Source organism: Gymnodinialimonas phycosphaerae (genome assembly GCF_019195455.1).
GTDB classification, from domain to species: Bacteria; Pseudomonadota; Alphaproteobacteria; order Rhodobacterales; family Rhodobacteraceae; genus Gymnodinialimonas; species Gymnodinialimonas phycosphaerae.
Genome location: NZ_JAIMBW010000001.1, coordinates 2,663,441 through 2,680,900 on the forward strand (window position 1 = coordinate 2,663,441; position 17,460 = coordinate 2,680,900).

Annotated in this window: 17 protein-coding genes; 2 read left to right on the forward strand and 15 right to left on the reverse strand. The window is 62.0% G+C overall.

Features of this window, described 5'->3' with window-relative positions:
* Window positions 1-85: 85 nt before the first annotated feature.
* A complete protein-coding gene (gene hemC, locus KUL25_RS13200) occupies window positions 86-1,042 on the reverse strand; it encodes a hydroxymethylbilane synthase (RefSeq protein WP_257893369.1) in 957 nt (318 codons plus the stop codon).
* 102 nt (window positions 1,043-1,144) lie between these two features.
* On the opposite strand from hemC, the gene hemE reads away from it, so the two are divergent.
* A complete protein-coding gene (gene hemE, locus KUL25_RS13205) occupies window positions 1,145-2,176 on the forward strand; it encodes a uroporphyrinogen decarboxylase (RefSeq protein ID WP_257893370.1) in 1,032 nt (343 codons plus the stop codon).
* A gap of 31 nt (window positions 2,177-2,207) precedes the next feature.
* On the opposite strand, the gene KUL25_RS13210 is transcribed toward hemE, so the two are convergent.
* From KUL25_RS13210 to hemF, 6 genes are all read right to left on the reverse strand, one after another.
* On the reverse strand, window positions 2,208-2,966 hold the full coding sequence (locus KUL25_RS13210) for a glycosyltransferase family 25 protein (RefSeq protein WP_257893371.1): 759 nt from the start codon (window positions 2,964-2,966) through the stop codon (window positions 2,208-2,210).
* Between the two features lie 8 nt (window positions 2,967-2,974).
* The gene (locus KUL25_RS13215; RefSeq protein WP_257893372.1) at window positions 2,975-4,012 is read right to left on the reverse strand and encodes a glycosyltransferase; all 1,038 of its coding nucleotides are present in this window, start codon (window positions 4,010-4,012) and stop codon (window positions 2,975-2,977) included.
* Window positions 4,009-4,767 (reverse strand): glycosyltransferase family 25 protein, encoded by a 759-nt coding sequence (locus KUL25_RS13220; RefSeq protein ID WP_257893373.1) that lies wholly within the window; start codon window positions 4,765-4,767, stop codon window positions 4,009-4,011. The genes KUL25_RS13215 and KUL25_RS13220 overlap by 4 nt, the downstream gene beginning before the upstream one ends.
* On the reverse strand, window positions 4,764-5,471 hold the full coding sequence (locus KUL25_RS13225) for an FkbM family methyltransferase (protein WP_257893374.1): 708 nt from the start codon (window positions 5,469-5,471) through the stop codon (window positions 4,764-4,766). The genes KUL25_RS13220 and KUL25_RS13225 overlap by 4 nt, the downstream gene beginning before the upstream one ends.
* Window positions 5,472-5,532: 61 nt before the next feature.
* Window positions 5,533-6,585, reverse strand: a complete 1,053-nt coding sequence (locus KUL25_RS13230) for a glycosyltransferase family 4 protein (protein WP_427854434.1) — start codon at window positions 6,583-6,585, stop codon at window positions 5,533-5,535.
* Complete coding sequence (gene hemF / locus KUL25_RS13235; RefSeq protein WP_257893375.1) at window positions 6,576-7,454, reverse strand: oxygen-dependent coproporphyrinogen oxidase; 879 nt, start codon at window positions 7,452-7,454, stop codon at window positions 6,576-6,578. The genes KUL25_RS13230 and hemF overlap by 10 nt, the downstream gene beginning before the upstream one ends.
* Window positions 7,455-7,697: 243 nt before the next feature.
* Between hemF and KUL25_RS13240 the strand changes: the two genes are divergently transcribed.
* Complete coding sequence (locus KUL25_RS13240; RefSeq protein ID WP_257893376.1) at window positions 7,698-9,098, forward strand: D-alanyl-D-alanine carboxypeptidase family protein; 1,401 nt, start codon at window positions 7,698-7,700, stop codon at window positions 9,096-9,098.
* 257 nt (window positions 9,099-9,355) lie between these two features.
* Here the strand turns inward: KUL25_RS13240 and ccoS are convergent, their stop codons facing one another.
* The 8 genes from ccoS to ccoN form a co-directional block, all read right to left on the reverse strand.
* Window positions 9,356-9,511, reverse strand: a complete 156-nt coding sequence (ccoS, locus tag KUL25_RS13245) for a cbb3-type cytochrome oxidase assembly protein CcoS (RefSeq protein ID WP_068359696.1) — start codon at window positions 9,509-9,511, stop codon at window positions 9,356-9,358.
* The gene (locus KUL25_RS13250; protein ID WP_257893377.1) at window positions 9,511-11,700 is read right to left on the reverse strand and encodes a heavy metal translocating P-type ATPase; all 2,190 of its coding nucleotides are present in this window, start codon (window positions 11,698-11,700) and stop codon (window positions 9,511-9,513) included. Before KUL25_RS13250 ends, ccoS begins: the two co-directional genes overlap by 1 nt.
* Window positions 11,697-12,179: a FixH family protein gene (locus KUL25_RS13255; protein ID WP_068359700.1), complete on the reverse strand. Its 483-nt coding sequence runs from the start codon at window positions 12,177-12,179 to the stop codon at window positions 11,697-11,699. Before KUL25_RS13255 ends, KUL25_RS13250 begins: the two co-directional genes overlap by 4 nt.
* Window positions 12,176-13,597, reverse strand: coding sequence for a cytochrome c oxidase accessory protein CcoG (ccoG, locus tag KUL25_RS13260; RefSeq protein ID WP_257893378.1), 1,422 nt, complete (start codon window positions 13,595-13,597; stop codon window positions 12,176-12,178). The genes KUL25_RS13255 and ccoG overlap by 4 nt, the downstream gene beginning before the upstream one ends.
* Window positions 13,598-14,002: 405 nt before the next feature.
* Window positions 14,003-14,890, reverse strand: coding sequence for a cytochrome-c oxidase, cbb3-type subunit III (gene ccoP, locus KUL25_RS13265; RefSeq protein ID WP_257893379.1), 888 nt, complete (start codon window positions 14,888-14,890; stop codon window positions 14,003-14,005).
* Window positions 14,887-15,096, reverse strand: coding sequence for a cbb3-type cytochrome oxidase subunit 3 (locus tag KUL25_RS13270; RefSeq protein ID WP_068359704.1), 210 nt, complete (start codon window positions 15,094-15,096; stop codon window positions 14,887-14,889). The genes ccoP and KUL25_RS13270 overlap by 4 nt, the downstream gene beginning before the upstream one ends.
* Window positions 15,097-15,110: 14 nt before the next feature.
* Window positions 15,111-15,833: a cytochrome-c oxidase, cbb3-type subunit II gene (ccoO, locus tag KUL25_RS13275; protein ID WP_257893380.1), complete on the reverse strand. Its 723-nt coding sequence runs from the start codon at window positions 15,831-15,833 to the stop codon at window positions 15,111-15,113.
* Window positions 15,834-15,847: 14 nt separating this feature from the next.
* On the reverse strand, window positions 15,848-17,449 hold the full coding sequence (gene ccoN / locus KUL25_RS13280) for a cytochrome-c oxidase, cbb3-type subunit I (protein ID WP_257893381.1): 1,602 nt from the start codon (window positions 17,447-17,449) through the stop codon (window positions 15,848-15,850).
* Window positions 17,450-17,460 lie beyond the last annotated feature (11 nt).

The window sequence follows — 17,460 nt, forward strand, 5'->3', positions numbered from 1 at the left end:
CCCCTCGCAACAGGCGCAACCAAAGCCTTCGAAGGCTTTGTGCAAACCCTTGCAAGGGTTTGGGCCTGGCTGGACCCTTGGCGCTTCAATGCCAGTCGAAGAACCCGACCCCTGCCCGCGCGCGCAAGTCGCGGGCCATATCAGCACCAAGCGCTGCACCGTCCTCGATGGGCGCCGTACGATCGTCAGTCAACACTTCAGAGCCATCGGGGCGCAAGATTTCGCCGCGCAGCCGCAACGTGCCGCCGTCCAGTTCCGCCAGCGCCGCAATGGGCGTCTGGCAGGATCCGTCGAGGCCCTTGAGAAACGACCGCTCTGCCGCAAGCCTTTGTCCTGTCTCGACATTATGGATCGCGGCCAGCATGTCGGCGGCGCGTGTATCACTCACCCGCCGCTCAATCCCAATGGCCCCTTGGGCTACAGCCGGCAACATATCTTCGACCTCGATCGCAGACTTCACGACATCTTCCATGCCAAGTCTGCGCAAACCTGCCATGGCAAGGAAGGTGGCATCGGCCACGCCGTCCCCAAGCTTCTTCATCCGCGTCTGCACATTCCCGCGAAATTCCACCACGTTCAGGTCAGGCCTGCGGGCAAACAGCTGCGCGCGGCGGCGCAACGATGACGAGCCGACAACAGCCCCTTCCGGCAAGGCGTGAAGCCCGTCATGGTTGATCGACACAAAGGCATCGCGCACATCTTCGCGCGGCAGATAGCAATCGAGCATCAGCCCCTCGGGTTGCACCGTCGGCATGTCCTTCATCGAATGGACCGCGATGTCGATGGAGGCACTGATCATGTCCTCTTCGATTTCCTTGGTGAACAGGCCCTTGCCACCAAGCTCTTTCAACGCAACGTCCGCATCGATCAAGGAGCGGTCATCACCCGTCGTTTTTATCACAACGATTTCAAAAGCTTCCTCGGGCAAATCCCAAGCCGCCATCAGGCGGGCCCTGGTCTCTCGGGCTTGTGCCAAGGCGAGGGGGGACCCTCGGGTTCCGATTCGGAGGGGTGCGGCGGGGGTTGGCAAATCGGTCGTCATAGTCCCTCTTTAGATGTGTCAACTTGGGTTGACAACGCTGTTCCGTGTGACACTCATAAGGCGAGAAACCCGACCACCCTTACGACCCTGAGGATATCTGACATGGCCGACAAGAAAAAACTTCTCCGCTCACTCGCGGGCGAGGCCATGGATGTGCCGCCCGTATGGTTGATGCGCCAAGCGGGCCGATATTTGCCTGAGTATCGTGCCACCAGGGCCCAGGCCGGCGACTTCCTGTCGCTGTGCTACAACCCTGAATTGGCGGCAGAAGTTACCTTGCAGCCGATTCGCCGCTTCGGGTTCGACGCCGCGATCCTTTTCGCCGACATCCTGTTGATCCCGGAGGCCCTTGGTGCCGATCTTTGGTTCGTCACGGGCGAAGGCCCGCGCCTGTCGACCATCACCGACGCCTCCGGCATGGCGCGGCTGAAGACGGCGGATGACGTGCACGCTCACCTGAACCCAATTTATGAGACCGTGAAGATCCTTGCAGAAGAACTGCCCAAGGAAACCACGCTCATTGGCTTTGCGGGGGCGCCCTGGACCGTGGCGACCTACATGATTGCCGGGCGTGGTACGCCGGATCAGGCCCCTGCCCACAAGCTGCGCGAGGGTGATCCTGCAACGTTTGACGCGCTGATGGACCTGATCACTGCTGCCACGATCGAATACCTGGACATGCAGGTGAAGGCGGGCGCCGAGGTCGTGAAGATCTTCGATTCCTGGGCCGGGTCCCTGAAGGGAGAGGCGTTCGACAAATACGCCCTTGCCCCCACAAAACGCATCATTGGCGAACTGAAATCCCGCCACCCAGACCTTCCGATCATTGCCTTCCCCCGTGAAGCCGGAGAGAAATATGTGGGCTTTTCCAAGGCTGTAGGGGCTGACTGCCTTGCCATCGACACCTCGGTCGATGCCACGTGGGCGGCGGAGAATCTGCAGGTCGACGGCTGCGTTCAGGGCAACCTCGACCCCAAACTGATGGTGACAGGCGGTAACGCCCTGGTGACAGAAGCCAAGCGCATTCGCGATGCGCTGAAAGGCGGCCCGCATATCTTCAATCTGGGCCACGGAATCACCCCCGATGCGGACCCGGAAAACGTTCACGTCCTACTGGATGCGATCCGCAACTGAACCCGGATCTAGCGAGCTTTTTGCGACAGGTTCACCTGTCACTGTTGACCATTCCATAAGGTACGATAAGCCGCGTCGCACCGGGCCAGCGGATCAATTGGCGCAGGCCCATGCGGGTCTGTGACCAGATGCGTCTAAGCTTCTGCGAGCGCGACTTGGGACCTGTGGGGCGCGGTTCTGAGTCAATGACGCTGACGGTCGCAAGCGGCGGAGACATTCCATAAGCTTCACACATGTCCAACTGACAAGCGATCGCGGGCACGGCTTGCCATGCTGAAACGTCGTAGGCCGCACACAAAATGGCATCAGCGAGGCCCGGCGCCTTCGCAACCCGCGCCAGTAACTTGCGCGCCCCCGCCGGGCGCAAAACATAGGCAGCCGCGCCAGAGCGATCCTGCCAAAGTCGATGGATGAGGGCCTGCGGATGGTTCTTGCGAGAGATGAGTTTGGCGCGACCTCGGGTTTCCAAAGAAACCAATTCGGCCTCGTCGATCGGCGCAACCGCTCCAAGAAATGATGGCGTTACCCCGTGCAACAAGGCGTCGTCTTCCAGAATCAGCATCGGCGCGTCCTCTTCCAGCACGCGGCTCCACGCCGCCCGGTGAGAGGCCATCGCCGCCATTTCCGTGGTCCGCAGGGGGCGTTCCCAAAGGCTCCAGTAAGGGTCATTTGGTGGCGGCGACAGGGTGTCCGGCGTCGTGGCTTGTAGCCGGTCAAACGCAATGCCAAGGGCCGCCAATTGCTCGGCCATGAAGGCCATCCGCGCAACTTCACCGTCGAGGTTTATCACCAGCGCCTTCAACGGGTTAACTCCCCCCTAAAGGCCGCAAGGTAAGCGTCCACGACAGCATCTTCGCTGAACATTTCGGCAAGACGGGCCGGACCCGCAGCCGCGTATTTGGCACGCAAGGCGGGATCGTCTTTCAGGGATTGGAGGCCGGCGGTCAAACCCTCCAGATCATCAATCTCGACCATGATCCCATCGGTCTCATTGCGCAGAAACCAGTCGGGCCCCTCGGCGCGGGTGCTGACGACGGGAACGCCTGCTTGCCATGCATCAAGGATGACGTTGCCCAACGGCTCATGGCGCGACGGGAAGGCCACGGCGTCGGCGGCCGCCAGATGGTGGACCGGCTCGTCCACCCAACCGATGAAACGCGTACGCTCGGCGATGCCGACCTCTTGCGCGAGGGATTCGAGTACGGGACGCTCCTTCCCGTCTCCAATAAGCCAAAGGTAGGCGCCATCGACACCTGCTGCCGCGCGGATCGCCAGATCAAGGCCCTTGCGGTTCACGAAACGACCTGCGCCGGCGATGAGGAAGGCATCGTTCGGCGTGTCATGGGCGGCGCGAGAAACGGGCTTGGGCGTCACGGGACGCGCGAAGTTACTTATGACAAGACCGGCTTTCTTCCATCCAAGGCCCTGGCAATGCTTGATAATGTCGGGCGTATTGGCAACAAGCGCGTCGCAGCGTTGGAAGTGGTCGAGGTGCTGAGGATAATCCCCCAGTCGGGTCATTTTCACCGCACCCGGCCAATCGGGAATGGCGCGGGCGGCGCGGGGCATCCAGGCGAGGATAGCGTCGGGCTGCCATGTTCGGCAGGTCTGGCGCAGCTTCCACTCCAGCCAGAAGCGGCTCAGGGACAAATAGCGGTAATTGTCGCGGATCACCGGACCGAGCGCGGCGATTTCCCCCTCCCACGATCGGTTCGGGCGAATGGCGAAGCGCTGCTCGACCCCGCGCCTGTCGAAGGCTTTGGCGAGGTTGACGAAGAACCGCTCAGCCCCGCCTTCCTTGCCGAAATGAATATGGAGGACTTTCGGAGCGCTCATTTGGGGCCTCGCGCACGGTGCCACCTTAGGGCAATTTGATAGGAAATCTGCGTGCGCAAGCCACGCCAGAGACGTCTTGGGCCAGAGGATGCCGCGTCCCGGCGGGCGTTGCCGATGGTCCCGGTAACGGCTTGTTGGTCGCCGACCTTGATCGGCGCAGGCAGGGTCAAGGCAACGCGCAGGCCGGTTTCCCAGAAATACTTCTGGTCCTCGTCCACGGGGCGGAAGAAGGGGACGGCGCGCGCGACAAGGCGCTGCGCGGCGGGTTTCGTAAGGCCGTACCCGATAAGGCAGGTCGGCACGCGGAAAGGGATCACGAGGCGGATAGTGTCGGTCAGACGACGGCTGCTGACGGTCTTGGCGTCGGGGTCGAAGGTGAAGAGTTTCACCATATCCCAGTCGCTCCCGCCATCCTCGGTCAGTGCTTTCAGGGTGGGTGCCAAGGTGGCGTCAGCCTCGAAGTCATCCTCGAAAATGAAGCCGCCCGGCGCATCGCCCTCCGCGATCGCGCGCCATGCATCGATATGGGAAAGGTAGCAGCCGATTTCGGCCGGCACGAGGTCATGGCGCGCGCGTTTGGCGTTGGCGGTCGCGTCGTAAACGCGGGTGATCTCGTCCGGGGGAAGTTGCCAGCCGTTAACTGCATCAATGCGGTGGAAAGGAAGCATGGCGGCATCGAGTTGCGCGCGCGCGTTCTGCATCCGCGCGACGTTATCGGCGAGGTTGATCACGTAAGAGGGCCAGATCTCTATCATGAGGTACGGCGCTGATACAGAACTGTTTTATGGCGCTTCTCCGTGGGGTGAAGACCCTTTTCGGCAAGAGATGCATCCATCGCGGCGATCTGGTCGGGCCCGACGATATGGGGGTGAACCTCGATGATCAGGGCGCGCACGCCGGAAAGATCCGCGGCGGTGAGAAGGTCCACCTCGGCCCCTTCCACGTCCATGACGATGACGTCGGGGGCGACCTCTGCCATCGCGTCGGCGATGGGGGTGCTTTCGACAGTGATTTCGTCGGACGGGAGGTCCCTGTCGATCATCGAAGACGACAAGATGCCGGGATCCGCGAAGAAACGGATCGGTGTACCGTCGACAGTGACGGCGCGCATGCGCAAATCCGGGGTCAGGTCGTTCTCGGAATAGTTGGCGCGGATCATCGGTTCCAGCACAGGATTGGCCTCGAATGAGGTCACCCGCCCCTCACCCGCCAGCTTGGCGCAGAGGATGGAGACGAAGCCGATGCCAGTGCCGACCTCCAGCACACGGTCACCGGGTTTGACGATGGCCAAGGCCAGTTCGGCCTCTACGTCCTCATATCCACCTTTGAAAATATGACCGCGCACGGATTTAGGCAGGTCCGAGGCCCCTGTCTTCAGGCGCACGCCGAAGTGGCTATATCGGGCCGTGCCGAGGCCAAGGTGCCACGCGCGGCGCAGATTACGGAGGGGGTCGGCCATGGGTTCACCTGTCTTGGGGGCGCTTGTCGTTTAGCGAGAATGGCGGCGTGGGGAAAGAGGCTTAGGGCTGCGACAGCAGGCGGCGGTAGATGTCCATGATCGCCTCGGCCTCTTGGGAGATGCGAAAGTGCGCATCGACATGGGCGCGCGCGGCGTGGCCTTGGGTCGTCCGCAGTGCCGGGTCATCCACATAGCGGGTGACGGCCCGGGTCATTGCCGGCATGTCTTGGGGCGGGATCAGGCTGCCGGTTTCCGGGGTGATCAGCTCAGGAAACGCGCCGACGGTGGTGGCCACGCAAGGAACGCCGCAGGCCATGGCCTCAAGTGGCGTCAGGCCGAAGCCCTCCCACCGCTGCGGCGCGACGAAAAGGTCGAGGGCGCGGTAGTAATCAGCAATCTCGTGAACAGGAACCTCTGGCAGGATATGAAGGCGGTCGGTCAGATCCGCCTCAGCAATCTGCGTGCGAAGCGCTTCCAAGTATTCCGCGTGTTCCGAGGTTGCGCGACCCATGATAAGGCCGTGGACGCCTGCATTTTGCTGAAGGACCGGGACCATCGCGTCGACGAAATCGCCCGTGCCCTTCTGGGCGCGTATGCGACCATAGCAGCCGATCAGCATAGCATCGGGCAGGTTCAGACGCGCCCGCAGTGCCGCGCGGTCGGTGGGCAGTGAGAAGCTGTCCACATCGATGCCATGAAGGATGACATCAGCGGGACGCTCCAGATAGCTGGCGGTCTTTTTGGACGTTGCGATGATGTGATCCATCTTCCCGATAAGCCACTTGGTATAGCCGGTATGCTTGCGTTGCGAGGCTGAGGTGAAGACGAGCTTCAACCGCTTGCGCAACAGGTGCTTTAACGCGAGGCCCGCCAGCATTTCCGTGTTGCGGCGGGCATGCCAGATGCGGGCACCGTGGGGGCCGTTGCGGGGCATTGTCAGCAGCTGCGAAAGGCGGATCTGGGGGACGTGATCGGGCAAATCGGGGGAGACGGCAGCAACCGCCATCTGTTGCGCCTGAATGGGCACAAGACGGACGATAGTGGCTGTGACCCCGCTGAGACGCTTCTTGAAGTTCGGCACCAAGACGTCAAGATCTTTGGGGTTCAGGTCCACTTGGCAATCGGCGGCAGAGACATCAGGACGGCGTTGGCGTCGTGGCCCGTTTCAAGACCGAATTTGGTCCCCCGGTCATAGACAAGGTTATACTCGGCATAGAGGCCACGGTGGACCAGTTGCTTTTCGCGGTCTTCCTCGGTGAAGACTTCGTGCCGTCTGCGCTCCACACAGCCGAGGAAGGCGGGCAAAAAGGCACGGCCCACGTCTTGGGTGAAGGCGAAATCAGCCTCCCAATCACCGGTATTGTGGTCGTCGTAGAAGATGCCGCCGACGCCGCGGGCGCGGTTGCGGTGGGGGACGTAGAAATACTCATCCGCCCATTTCTTGTAGCGATCATACAGGTCCGGCCCATGGGGGTCGCAGTGATCCTTCAAGGTCTTGTGAAAAAACGCGGTGTCCTCGTCGTATTCAATCGCCGGGTTCAGGTCAGACCCGCCGCCGAACCACCACGCGCCCGGCGTCCAGAACATCCGCGTGTTCATGTGGACGGCGGGAACCCTCGGGTTCTGCATGTGGGCGACAAGACTGATGCCCGAGGCCCAGAACCGTGGGTCGTCCGCCATACCCGGCACGCCGCGCGCTGCCATGGCCTTTTGGGCGCGCTCGCCCAATTCTCCGTAGACCTCGGACACGTTGACGCCGACCTTTTCGAACACCCGGCCCCCGCGCATGACGCTCATCAACCCGCCGCCCGCGTCCGAGCCATCTTCGGACGTGCGCTTGGTTTCCGAGACGTCGAACGTACCCGGCTTTGCATCGCCCCCCTGGGTCTGCTCCACCTGCTCGAACGCCGCGACGATCTCGTCGCGCAAGCTGCGGAACCAGGCGGCTGCCCGCGTTTTGTGGTCGGGGGACAGGTCATTCATCTTGGGGGCGATCCTTTTGCAACAGTCAGTCAACTATTAGCAGAGCAAATCCGCCTTCACCACACACTGGGGCGTGTTTGCAGCGCCACATCTTGGCCCAAGTGTTGCCCGAAGAACCACATCTGCCAATTCCTTGCATCTATTGGGATTTTCCTCACGAGAGCATGGATTTTCAAAATCATTTATCCTACAAATGTAGGCAATCGCCGCATCAGACGGCACCAGAGGCAGATAGAGCATCTCATGTTCGTACGGAATTTTTACGCCGCCCTTCTGGGTGTGTTTATCGTGTTTGGCGTTTTGGCGCCCGGGGCAACCGTTGCCGCGCCCTACGCCGCGATGGTGATGGACGCCCGCAACGGCGAGGTACTGCATTCGCGCAACGCCGATACCCGGCTGCATCCCGCATCGCTGACCAAGATGATGACCATCTACATCGCATTCGAAGCGATCCGGTTGGGGGAAATTACCCTTGATACGGAAGTGAGGATCTCGGCAAATGCCGCGAACGAACCTCCCTCTCGCTTGGGGTTGACGGCGGGTTCCACCATCCGATTCCGCTATCTGATCCGCGCGGCGGCAATTCGCTCTGGCAATGATGCGGCCACCGCAATTGGTGAGGCGATCTCGGGCTCCGAGGCAGCGTTCGCACGGCGCATGACCCGTACGGCGCGCGCGTTGGGAATGACCCGGACGACCTTCCGCAACGCGAACGGGCTGACGGAAGAAGGACACCTGTCCACAGCGCGTGATATGACGATGTTGGGACGGCGGCTGATCTACGATTATCCTCAGTATTATAACCTGTTCTCGCGCGTGACCGCCGATGCGGGGATCGCCACGGTGCGCAACACCAACCGCGTCGTTCTGACGACCTACCGCGGGGCGGACGGGATCAAGACGGGTTATACCCGCGCAGCGGGGTTCAACCTCGTGGCTTCGGCCCAACGCGGCGAAGAGCGGATCATCGCGACCGTCTTTGGCGGGCGAAGCTCGGCCTGGCGCAACCAACGGGTGATGGATCTGCTGGATATGGGGTTCGAGCGCGCGCCCAGTTCGGTGGCTTTGCGTACCCCGCCTTTGCCGACATACGCCGACGATGGCGGGCCGTCCGGGACCAGTTCCACCCCTCGAGGGCAACGCGCGCCCGAGCGGTCGGTGCGACCCATGGTACGTCCCAGGGGCGGCGGTGTGGACGCGGAAGTCCTAGCCGCGATCAATGATGCAGTAGGCGAAGCGCTGGAGCCTGGCGCAGACGTCGCTGCCGCCGTGGAAGCGGCGCTGAGCGCATTGGAAGTCCCCTCCGACAGGCCAGAGCCCCGTCCCGAGCCGCAAGCTATGCAAGAGCCGGAACCCGCCCCGATCCCACCGCCCGAGCCCGAATTGGTGACGCGGGCGTCTTCCACCGGGTCGCGTCTTTATGGCGTGTCATTGGGGCCGCAAGTTTCGCACCACGCCGCCGAGCGGCTGTTGTTGCGCACGGCCCTCGCCGAGTTGGGCACCTTCGATACCGCCCTGAGGCGTGTGGTCAACGTGAGCCGAGGCTACGACGCGCGTTTTGCCGGCATGACCGAAGATCAAGCCAGCCGGGCCTGTGCTCGCCTGTCAGCGCGTGACGTGCCATGTGAGACCTTCGGGCCCTGACGGGCCACCCATCAAAACAAAAAACGGCGGCCTGATCGGTCGCCGTTTTTCGTTGTATGCCCCTCCGGGGTTCAGGTCGCGCGCGCCTTTGGAGCTCCTTGCTCCAGGCCCCTTCGGGACTGGCTTCAACGCGCCCCCTCGGGACTGGCTTCAACACGCCCCTTCGGGGCGATACCCTCGCGCCCCTACGGGACGGTGGGAGGGGCGAGGTCTACGTTTTTGTATAGCAAAAACCGTAGACCAGCGTCTCCCCGTCCCTATTTCGGCTTATCGTCATAGTCATCGCGCAAAATGCGGTGCGCGTCGCCCTCCGGGTCATCAAACTGACCCTTTTTCAACAACCACCAGAACGCGGCCAAACCCACGGCCCCCAAACCCAGACTGACGGGGATCAGTATGCCCAAAACATCCATCAGCGCAGTCGCAAGGCGTTTAGCGACACGGTCAGAGACGAGCTGGACATCGCCAAAGCCGCGATCAGCGGCGAACAGAGGCCCGCAACCGCCAGTGGCACGGCGAGCAAGTTGTAAACGGAGGCGATGGTGAAATTCTCCTTTATGCGGCGACGAGCAGAAACCGCTGTCGCCATGGCATCCAGGATCGGCGCAAGGCTGCCGCCCGTCAACACCATATCCGATGCAGCGCGCGCCGCCTCCAACGCCGAGGCCGGTGAGATCGACACATCCGCCGCCGCCAGCGCCGCCGTGTCATTCATCCCGTCACCCACCATCAGAACGCGCCGCCCCTCGGCCGACAAGGCCGCAATCGCCTCGGCCTTCGCGGCAGGGTGCGCCTCGAAGATGACCTCTTCAATGCCGATGCGGGCCGCGAAGCGGGTTACGGCGGCCTCGACATCGCCGGACACCAACACGACGCGCTTGCCCTGAGCTTGCAAGCCCGCGACCAGCTCTGCCGCGCCTTCGCGCAAGGTATCGGTGAAGGTGATGGCCTGTGCGGGTGCCTCGCCGATGCGAAGGTACGTGGCAGTTGTTCCGACAGCCTCACCGCCGCCGACCCAGGCCGCGCGCCCCAGTCGAACGGGTTTTCCCTCCCACAGACCTTCCACACCAAACCCCGGCTGCTCGCGGATGTCATCCACCTGCACGGGCCGGACCCCTTGCGCGGTCAATTCCCGCGCAATGGCCGCAGCCAACGGATGGGCAGAGCCCTGCGAAAGGGCGAGTGCAATGCCGCCTGTTTGGGCATCAAACTGATCAAGACCCATAGGCTCGGGCGCGCCGTCGGTTAGCGTGCCGGTCTTGTCGAACACCACCGTGTCGACCTGGGCCAGCCGCTCCAATGCGGTACCGTTTTTGATTAGAAGGCCCTTGCGAAACAGGCGCGCCGAGGCCGCAGTGGTCACGGCTGGCACGGCCAACCCAAGCGCACAGGGGCAGGTGATTATCAGCACCGCCGCCGCGATGTTCAACGCCACGCGCAGGTCCCATGTGGCGACAAACCAACCGATGGCCGCAAGGGCCGAGATGATGTGGACACCCGGCGCGTAAAGCTTGGCGGCGGCATCCGCGAGAGAGGTGTAATTGTTGCGCCCGGCCTCGGCCACGGCGATCAAATCAGTGATCCGTGCAAGATCCGTATCACGACCCGCAGCTTGCACTTCGACCGTGATCGGGCCGGTCAGATTGGACTCACCAGCGTGCACCGCGTCGCCGGGAGCGGCGGCAGCAGGAAGCGTTTCACCGGTCATCAAAGAGCGGTCCAGCTCGGTCGTGCCCTCCGTCACCACCCCGTCGACAGGGATGCGACCACCGGGCAACACGCGCACCAGATCGCCGGGCGCCAAGTCGGCAACGCCGACGGTTTCCGTCACCTGCCCGTTCAGACGCAGGGCGCGCGGGACTTCCAGAGCGGCCAATTCCTGTGCGGCAGAGCGCGCGTTGGCGCGGGTGCGGTGATCCAGGTAGCGCCCCGCCAGAAGAAAGGTGCACAGCGCGATCGCGGCGTCGAAATAGGCGTGCTCGCCCGACAGCATCGTCTCATAGAGCGAAGTGCCAACGGCAAGAATGATGGCAAGAGAGATCGGCACGTCCATGTTCAGACGGCCCGCCTTGAGCGCTTGAAGCGCCGAGGAATAGAACGGCTGGCCGGTGAAAATCACCGCTGGAATGGCGATTGCAGCGCTGATCCAATGCATCATGTCGCGGGTCACGCCCTCGGCGCCGGACCAGACAGCCACGGACAGAAGCATGACATTCATCATCGCGAAAACAGCGACGGCCAGACGCATCAGAAGGGCACGACCCCGCGCGTCAACCTCGGTCGCGGCGAGGACGCCAGGATCAAGTTCATGGGCTTCATAGCCCGCCTCGGTCAACACCGCGCAAAGGGTGTCGACGTCAACGTCAAGATCCGCCTCCACCGCCACGCGGCGGAGCGTCAGATTTACGCGCGCGTCATGGACACCGGGCAAGGCTTGCAGCGCCCGTTCAACCCCCGAAATACAACCCGCGCAATGGATTCCGGGCACGGCCAGCATCAGGCGCGCCTCGGTCGGCGCCGAGCCTGCGATTTGCTCGGCCAATGGGGCCACGTCGCAGGCGGGGCAGGCTGACGGGCGCGCGGGGTCTGCGAAGGCGGTCATCGGGCCGGGATCGTGAAGGTGATGTTGTGGCGATAATCGATCCCGTCACGCGACGTTCCGGTCATCCGCAGACGCCAGCGGCCCACGTCAAGCTCGGCCGGGGCGATGAGGGTGCCATTGGGACCCCGCGTCAGTTCCAACATCTGGTCGTTGGCCCGCGTGGTGGGGCGGGTCAACAACGCTTCAAATTCGGCCGGGTAGACGGGCCGTCCTTCCGTATCGACAAGCGTAAGGGTCAGTTGGGTCTCAGTGGTCTCGACCGAGGCCTCCCATCCAAGCGCCTCTTGGGCATGGCGGCGGACATCGAAGGTCTGGCTGTCGGCGTAGCTGGAGGACACCTCCAGCCCCGGAAAAGTCGAAACCGCCTGAAACGCCATGAACAGGTTCACGCCGATGATGATACCGAAGCCGCCACCGAAGATTCCGAGGACATGCCAGCCGTTGAGTTTGCGCGGGGTAGTGGGCGTATCTGTGGTCATTGTGCTGCCTGTCCAAAGAAGGTTTGCGATTGATAGGCACGCTCATTGGTACCGAATTCCTCGACCCAGAAGCGGAGGTCTGTGCGCTCTTGCGTGGCGGCGGGATCGTCGGGCCGCGCGATCACGTAGACCCGCTGAAGGAAGCTTTCATCTGCCGGAACCTCTACCATCAAGTCCTGGCTCCCTTCCAGATCCACGCGCAGGATCTCTTCCGACGTGACGCCGACGCGGAACACGGTATCGTCGCCGGACATGTTCCTGATGCGGAGGTCGTAGGTGTTGCGGATTGAACCATCGGACAGCGTCACGAACTGCGGGTTGCGCACGGCGGCGACGGTCAGATCGATCTCGGACCGGATGAACAGCGCGACCACAAGTCCGATGCCAATAGCGGACCACAGGGCGGTGTAGATCAGCGTCCGGGGGCGGAAGATATGCCGCAGGATCGGGATTTTCTTGTTGCCCGCGCGCTCGTAGGCTTCATCGGTCAGCGCGAGGTAGTCAATCAAGCCACGCTCGCGGCCCGTCTTGTCCATGATCTCGTCGCAGGCGTCGATGCAAAGCGCGCAGGTAATGCACTCCATCTGTTGACCATCGCGAATGTCGATGCCCATGGGGCAGACGTTCACGCAGGCGTTGCAGTCGATGCAATCGCCCAGGTTATCGCGGTCCTTGCCCCTGCCCCGAGGCTCACCGCGCCAATCGCGGTAGGCGACCGTAATGGAATGCTCATCCATCATGGCCCCCTGTATACGGGGCCATGGGCAGGCGTAGATGCAGATCTGCTCGCGGGCGAAGCCGCCGAAGAAGAATGTCGTGGCCGTCAGAACACCCACGGTGGCATAAGCCACGAACGCGGCCTGGCCAGTAAGAAGGTCACGCAACAGCGTGGGCGCGTCTGCAAAATAGAAGACCCAGGCGCCGCCGGTGGCGACCGCGATCAGCAGCCAGACGATCCACTTGGTCACGCGAAGACGCCATTTGTGGAAATCCCATTTCGATTTCCACAGGCGCAGGCGGGCATTTCGATCGCCCTCGATCCAGCGTTCTACCGTGTAGAAAAGGTCCGTCCAGACAGTCTGCGGGCAAGTATAGCCGCACCAGACCCGACCCAGTGCAGAGGTGAACAGGAACAACCCAAGGCCCGCCATGATCAGAAGGCCCGCCACAAAGTAGAATTCGTGGGGCCAGATCTCGATCCAGAAGAAGAAGAAGCGTCGGCCTCCCATATCAACGAGGACAGCCTGGTCAGGCAGGTTGGGACCCCGGTCCCAACGGATCCATGGCGTGATATAGTAGATCCCGAGAGTGACGATCATGATCGCCCACTTGAGGTTTCGGAAATTGCCTTTGACCTTCTTGGGAAAGATCGGCTCCTGCGCCGCATAGAGCTTTGGCGGGAGGTCAGTAGATGACATGTTCTGGTTGTCCTGAGAATCGGTTTCTGTTCGCTCTTCAGGTGTAGCTGCCATCCCCTTGCGCAACCTTGACGTGGATCAAAGGCCAGACGCAAAGCGCCCCCCGATATGGAGGGCGGTAAAGGCCACATGTCGTGGCCACTGATCTTGGTTCAAGCGCCTCACGCGCGCCGAGATGCACACGATCATTTGCGGTGCTTCATCTGTTTGCGGTAGCTCATCAGAATCAGGAAAGGCGGGCTGACAGGTGCCCCAAAAGCAAAAACACCAGCTCCCCCGATAAAGCGCGAACAGGACGAGGGGGCTGGTGCTGAACCTGCGGCGATGGAAGCCACAGGTTGTCCAGTATCGAGGGGCGCCGCCGATTTGGATCACCGCCCCCGGTCGCAAACTCACGCGGCCGCGTTATTCACCGCCGCCAAGGCTGTGAACGTAGATCGCCGCAGCGTTGACTTCGGCCTCGCTCAGACGACCGGACCACGGGGGCATCACGCCGAAGCGGGAATAGCGCACCGTTTCCTCGATCGCCTCAGGCGTACCACCGTAAAGCCAGATGCGGTCCGTCAGGTTCGGCGCGCCAAGGAAGCGGTCCCCCATGGCGTTGTCCCCGTGGCAGGCGGCGCAATTGTTGAGGAAGACCTCTTCCCCCGCCGAAGCCAGGGTCGCGTCGGCTTCTTGTTCGGACACACTCAAGACGTAGTTGACCACCTGAGAGACTTCTTCATCGGTCAGTATCTCGTCGAACGCCGTCATCTCGGACCAACGCGCGCTGGGGTCATCCTCGTTGCGGATGCCGTGGGCGATGGTCATCTGGATGTCCTCCACCGTGCCGCCCCAGAGCCAATCGTCGTCCAGAAGGTTCGGATAGCCACCCGCTTGCACGCCAGCCGCACCGCGACCGTGGCATTGGGAACACCAGTTGGCGAAGGTCGAGCTGCCGGACTGGATCGCGTAGTTGTAGAGGTCCGGCATGTCAGTCTGCGTCACAGACGCCAGTTCCACATCGACCAGCTGCGTACGCAGATTGGTGTTAAGCGCATCATAACGCTCGATATCTTCGGCAACTTGGGCGCGGGTGGAGAACCCGAGAAGGCCCGGCGTCGCCCCGGAAATCATCGGCCATGCGGGGTAGGCGATCGTGTAGACCACGCCCCAGGCGATGGTGATGTAGAGACACCACAGCCACCAACGCGGCAGCGGGTTATTGAATTCCTGGATGCCGTCCCAGACGTGACCCGTCGTTTCGGGATCACCCTCTTGAAGGTTCGAGGGATTGGTTTTCTTGTCGGTCATTGGCGGGCCTCCTTGGAATGGGCCGCAGAGATGTCTTGATCTGACGCGGGTTTGTCATCGTGACGGAAGGGAATATCGGCGGTGTCCTCATGGACAGAGCGAGATCCCGGCCGAAAGGCGTAGAGGACGAAGCCCAGGAAGCTGAGCACCAGAAACACGGTGCCGATGCTGCCGGAAAGCTCGCGGAGAACGGTATAGTCTTGCATGGCTCCCCCCTCCCCTAGCGGCTTTCGTCCGGCGTGAAGGTCGAGAAATCAACCATCGTGCCGAGCACTTGCAGATAGGCAATCAGCGCGTCCATTTCTGTCACGTCCGGGTTGCCGTCGAAGTCGCGTTGCTGCGCGCCGGGGTAGCGATCCGTCACACCCCCGTCACCGAAGTCGGTGGCCTGTTCGATGAAGTCGAACTGCGCGTTCTCGATCATCTCATCGGTGTAGGGGACGCCCACGAAGCGGTGGGTCGTCATCAGATCGGCGATCCGCGCGCCATCGACGTCCACGTCCGCGAGGAAGGCGTAGGGAGGCATGACGCTTTCGGGCACCACGGATTGCGGGCTGATCAAGTGATCATAGTGCCATTCATCCGAGTAGCGCCCCCCGACCCGGGCCAAGTCGGGCCCGGTTCGTTTCGACCCCCACTGAAACGGGTGATCGTAGCGGCTTTCGGCGGCCAGAGAGTAGTGACCATACCGCTCCACCTCATCGCGCATCGGGCGGATCATCTGGGAGTGGCAGTTGTAGCAGCCCTCCCGGATGTAAATCTCACGCCCTGCCAACTCCAGCGGAGAGTAGGGGCGAACGCCCTCAACATCCTCGATGGTGTTTTCCAGGTAGAACAGCGGCGCAATCTCCACCACGCCACCGACGGCCACGACCACGAAGCTCAGCGCCAGAAGCAGCGTTGCGTTGGTCTCGATCTTCTTGTGTTTGTCTAGAATTCCCATAACTCCGGATCTCCTTATTCTGCTGGAACTGCAGAGTTGGTGTCGGCTACAGCCTCACCACTTCTGACAGTCATCCACAGGTTCCAGGCCATGATCAGCGCACCGGCGAGGAACATGATTCCACCCAAGCCCCGGACCACATACATCGGGAATTTCGCAGCCACCGTGTCGGCAAACGAGTTCACGAGGAAGCCTTGCGCATCGACTTCACGCCACATCAGGCCTTCCATGATGCCACTCACCCACATCGACGAGGCGTAGAGAACGATCCCCACGGTCGCGAGCCAGAAGTGAATGCTGACTGCCTTGATGGAATAGAGCGCCCGCCGGTTCCACAGTTTGGGGAAAAGGTAGTAGAGCATCCCGAAGGTCACCATGCCGTTCCACCCCAGCGCACCGGAGTGCACGTGGCCGATCGTCCAGTCGGTGTAGTGCGACAGGGAGTTCACGGCGCGGATCGACATCATCGGACCTTCAAAGGTCGACATGCCGTAGAACGCCAGCGAGGTGACCATCATCCGCAGGATCGGGTCGGTGCGCAGCTTGTCCCATGCCCCTTGCAGGGTCATCAGGCCGTTGATCATGCCGCCCCAGGAGGGCATCCACAGCACGATCGAGAACACCATGCCAAGGGTCGAGGCCCAATCCGGCAAAGCGGTGTAGTGCAGGTGGTGCGGACCCGCCCAGATGTACAAGAAGATCAGGGCCCAGAAGTGGATGATCGACAGCTTGTAGGAATAAACGGGGCGGCCTGCCTGCTTCGGCACGAAGTAGTACATCATGCCAAGGAAGCCCGCCGTCAGGAAGAAGCCCACGGCGTTGTGGCCGTACCACCATTGCGTCATGGCGTTCTGCACGCCCGACATCACCTGCACCGAGCGGGAGCCATAGATGCTGACCGGGATCGACATGTTGTTGACCAGGTGCAGCATGGCGACCGTTACGATGAACGACAGCAAGAACCAGTTGGCCACGTAGATGTGCGGCTCTTTCCGGGTCAGGATGGTGCCCATGTAGGTAATCAGGAAAGCGACCCAGACGACCGTCAACCAAAGGTCAACGTACCACTCGGGCTCTGCGTATTCCTGGCTTTGCGTGGCGCCCAGAAGATAGCCGGTCGCTGCCAGAACGATGAACAGCTGGTAGCCCCAGAAGACGAACCAGCTTAGGTTGCCGCCCCATTGGCGGACCGCACAGGTGCGTTGGCCGATGTAGAAGGTGGCTGCGATCAGGGCGTTACCGCCAAACGCGAAAATCACCGCAGAGGTGTGAAGGGGCCGAAGGCGACCGAAGTTGAGGTAGGGTTGCGCCCACTCGAAGTTGAGGACCGGGAATGCCAGTTGGAAGGCGATGAACACCCCCACCAGAAAGCCCGTGCAACCCCAAAACACGGTGGCAATCGCCGCCGCCCTCACCGGGCCATCCATGTATTCTCCAACAGGTGCTGGTACTTTCTCTTCCCCGGTGCGGCGCAGTTGCCACAGGAAAAGGCCACCAGCCACCAGCATGATCAGGACCGCATGCACCTTGTAGGCCAGGTCCAGTCCGTAATTCGCGGCAATCGCCGCCAGGACCGCAATCAGCCCAAGGATCGCAAGCTTCACGTAATCAAGCATCGATCGTCCCC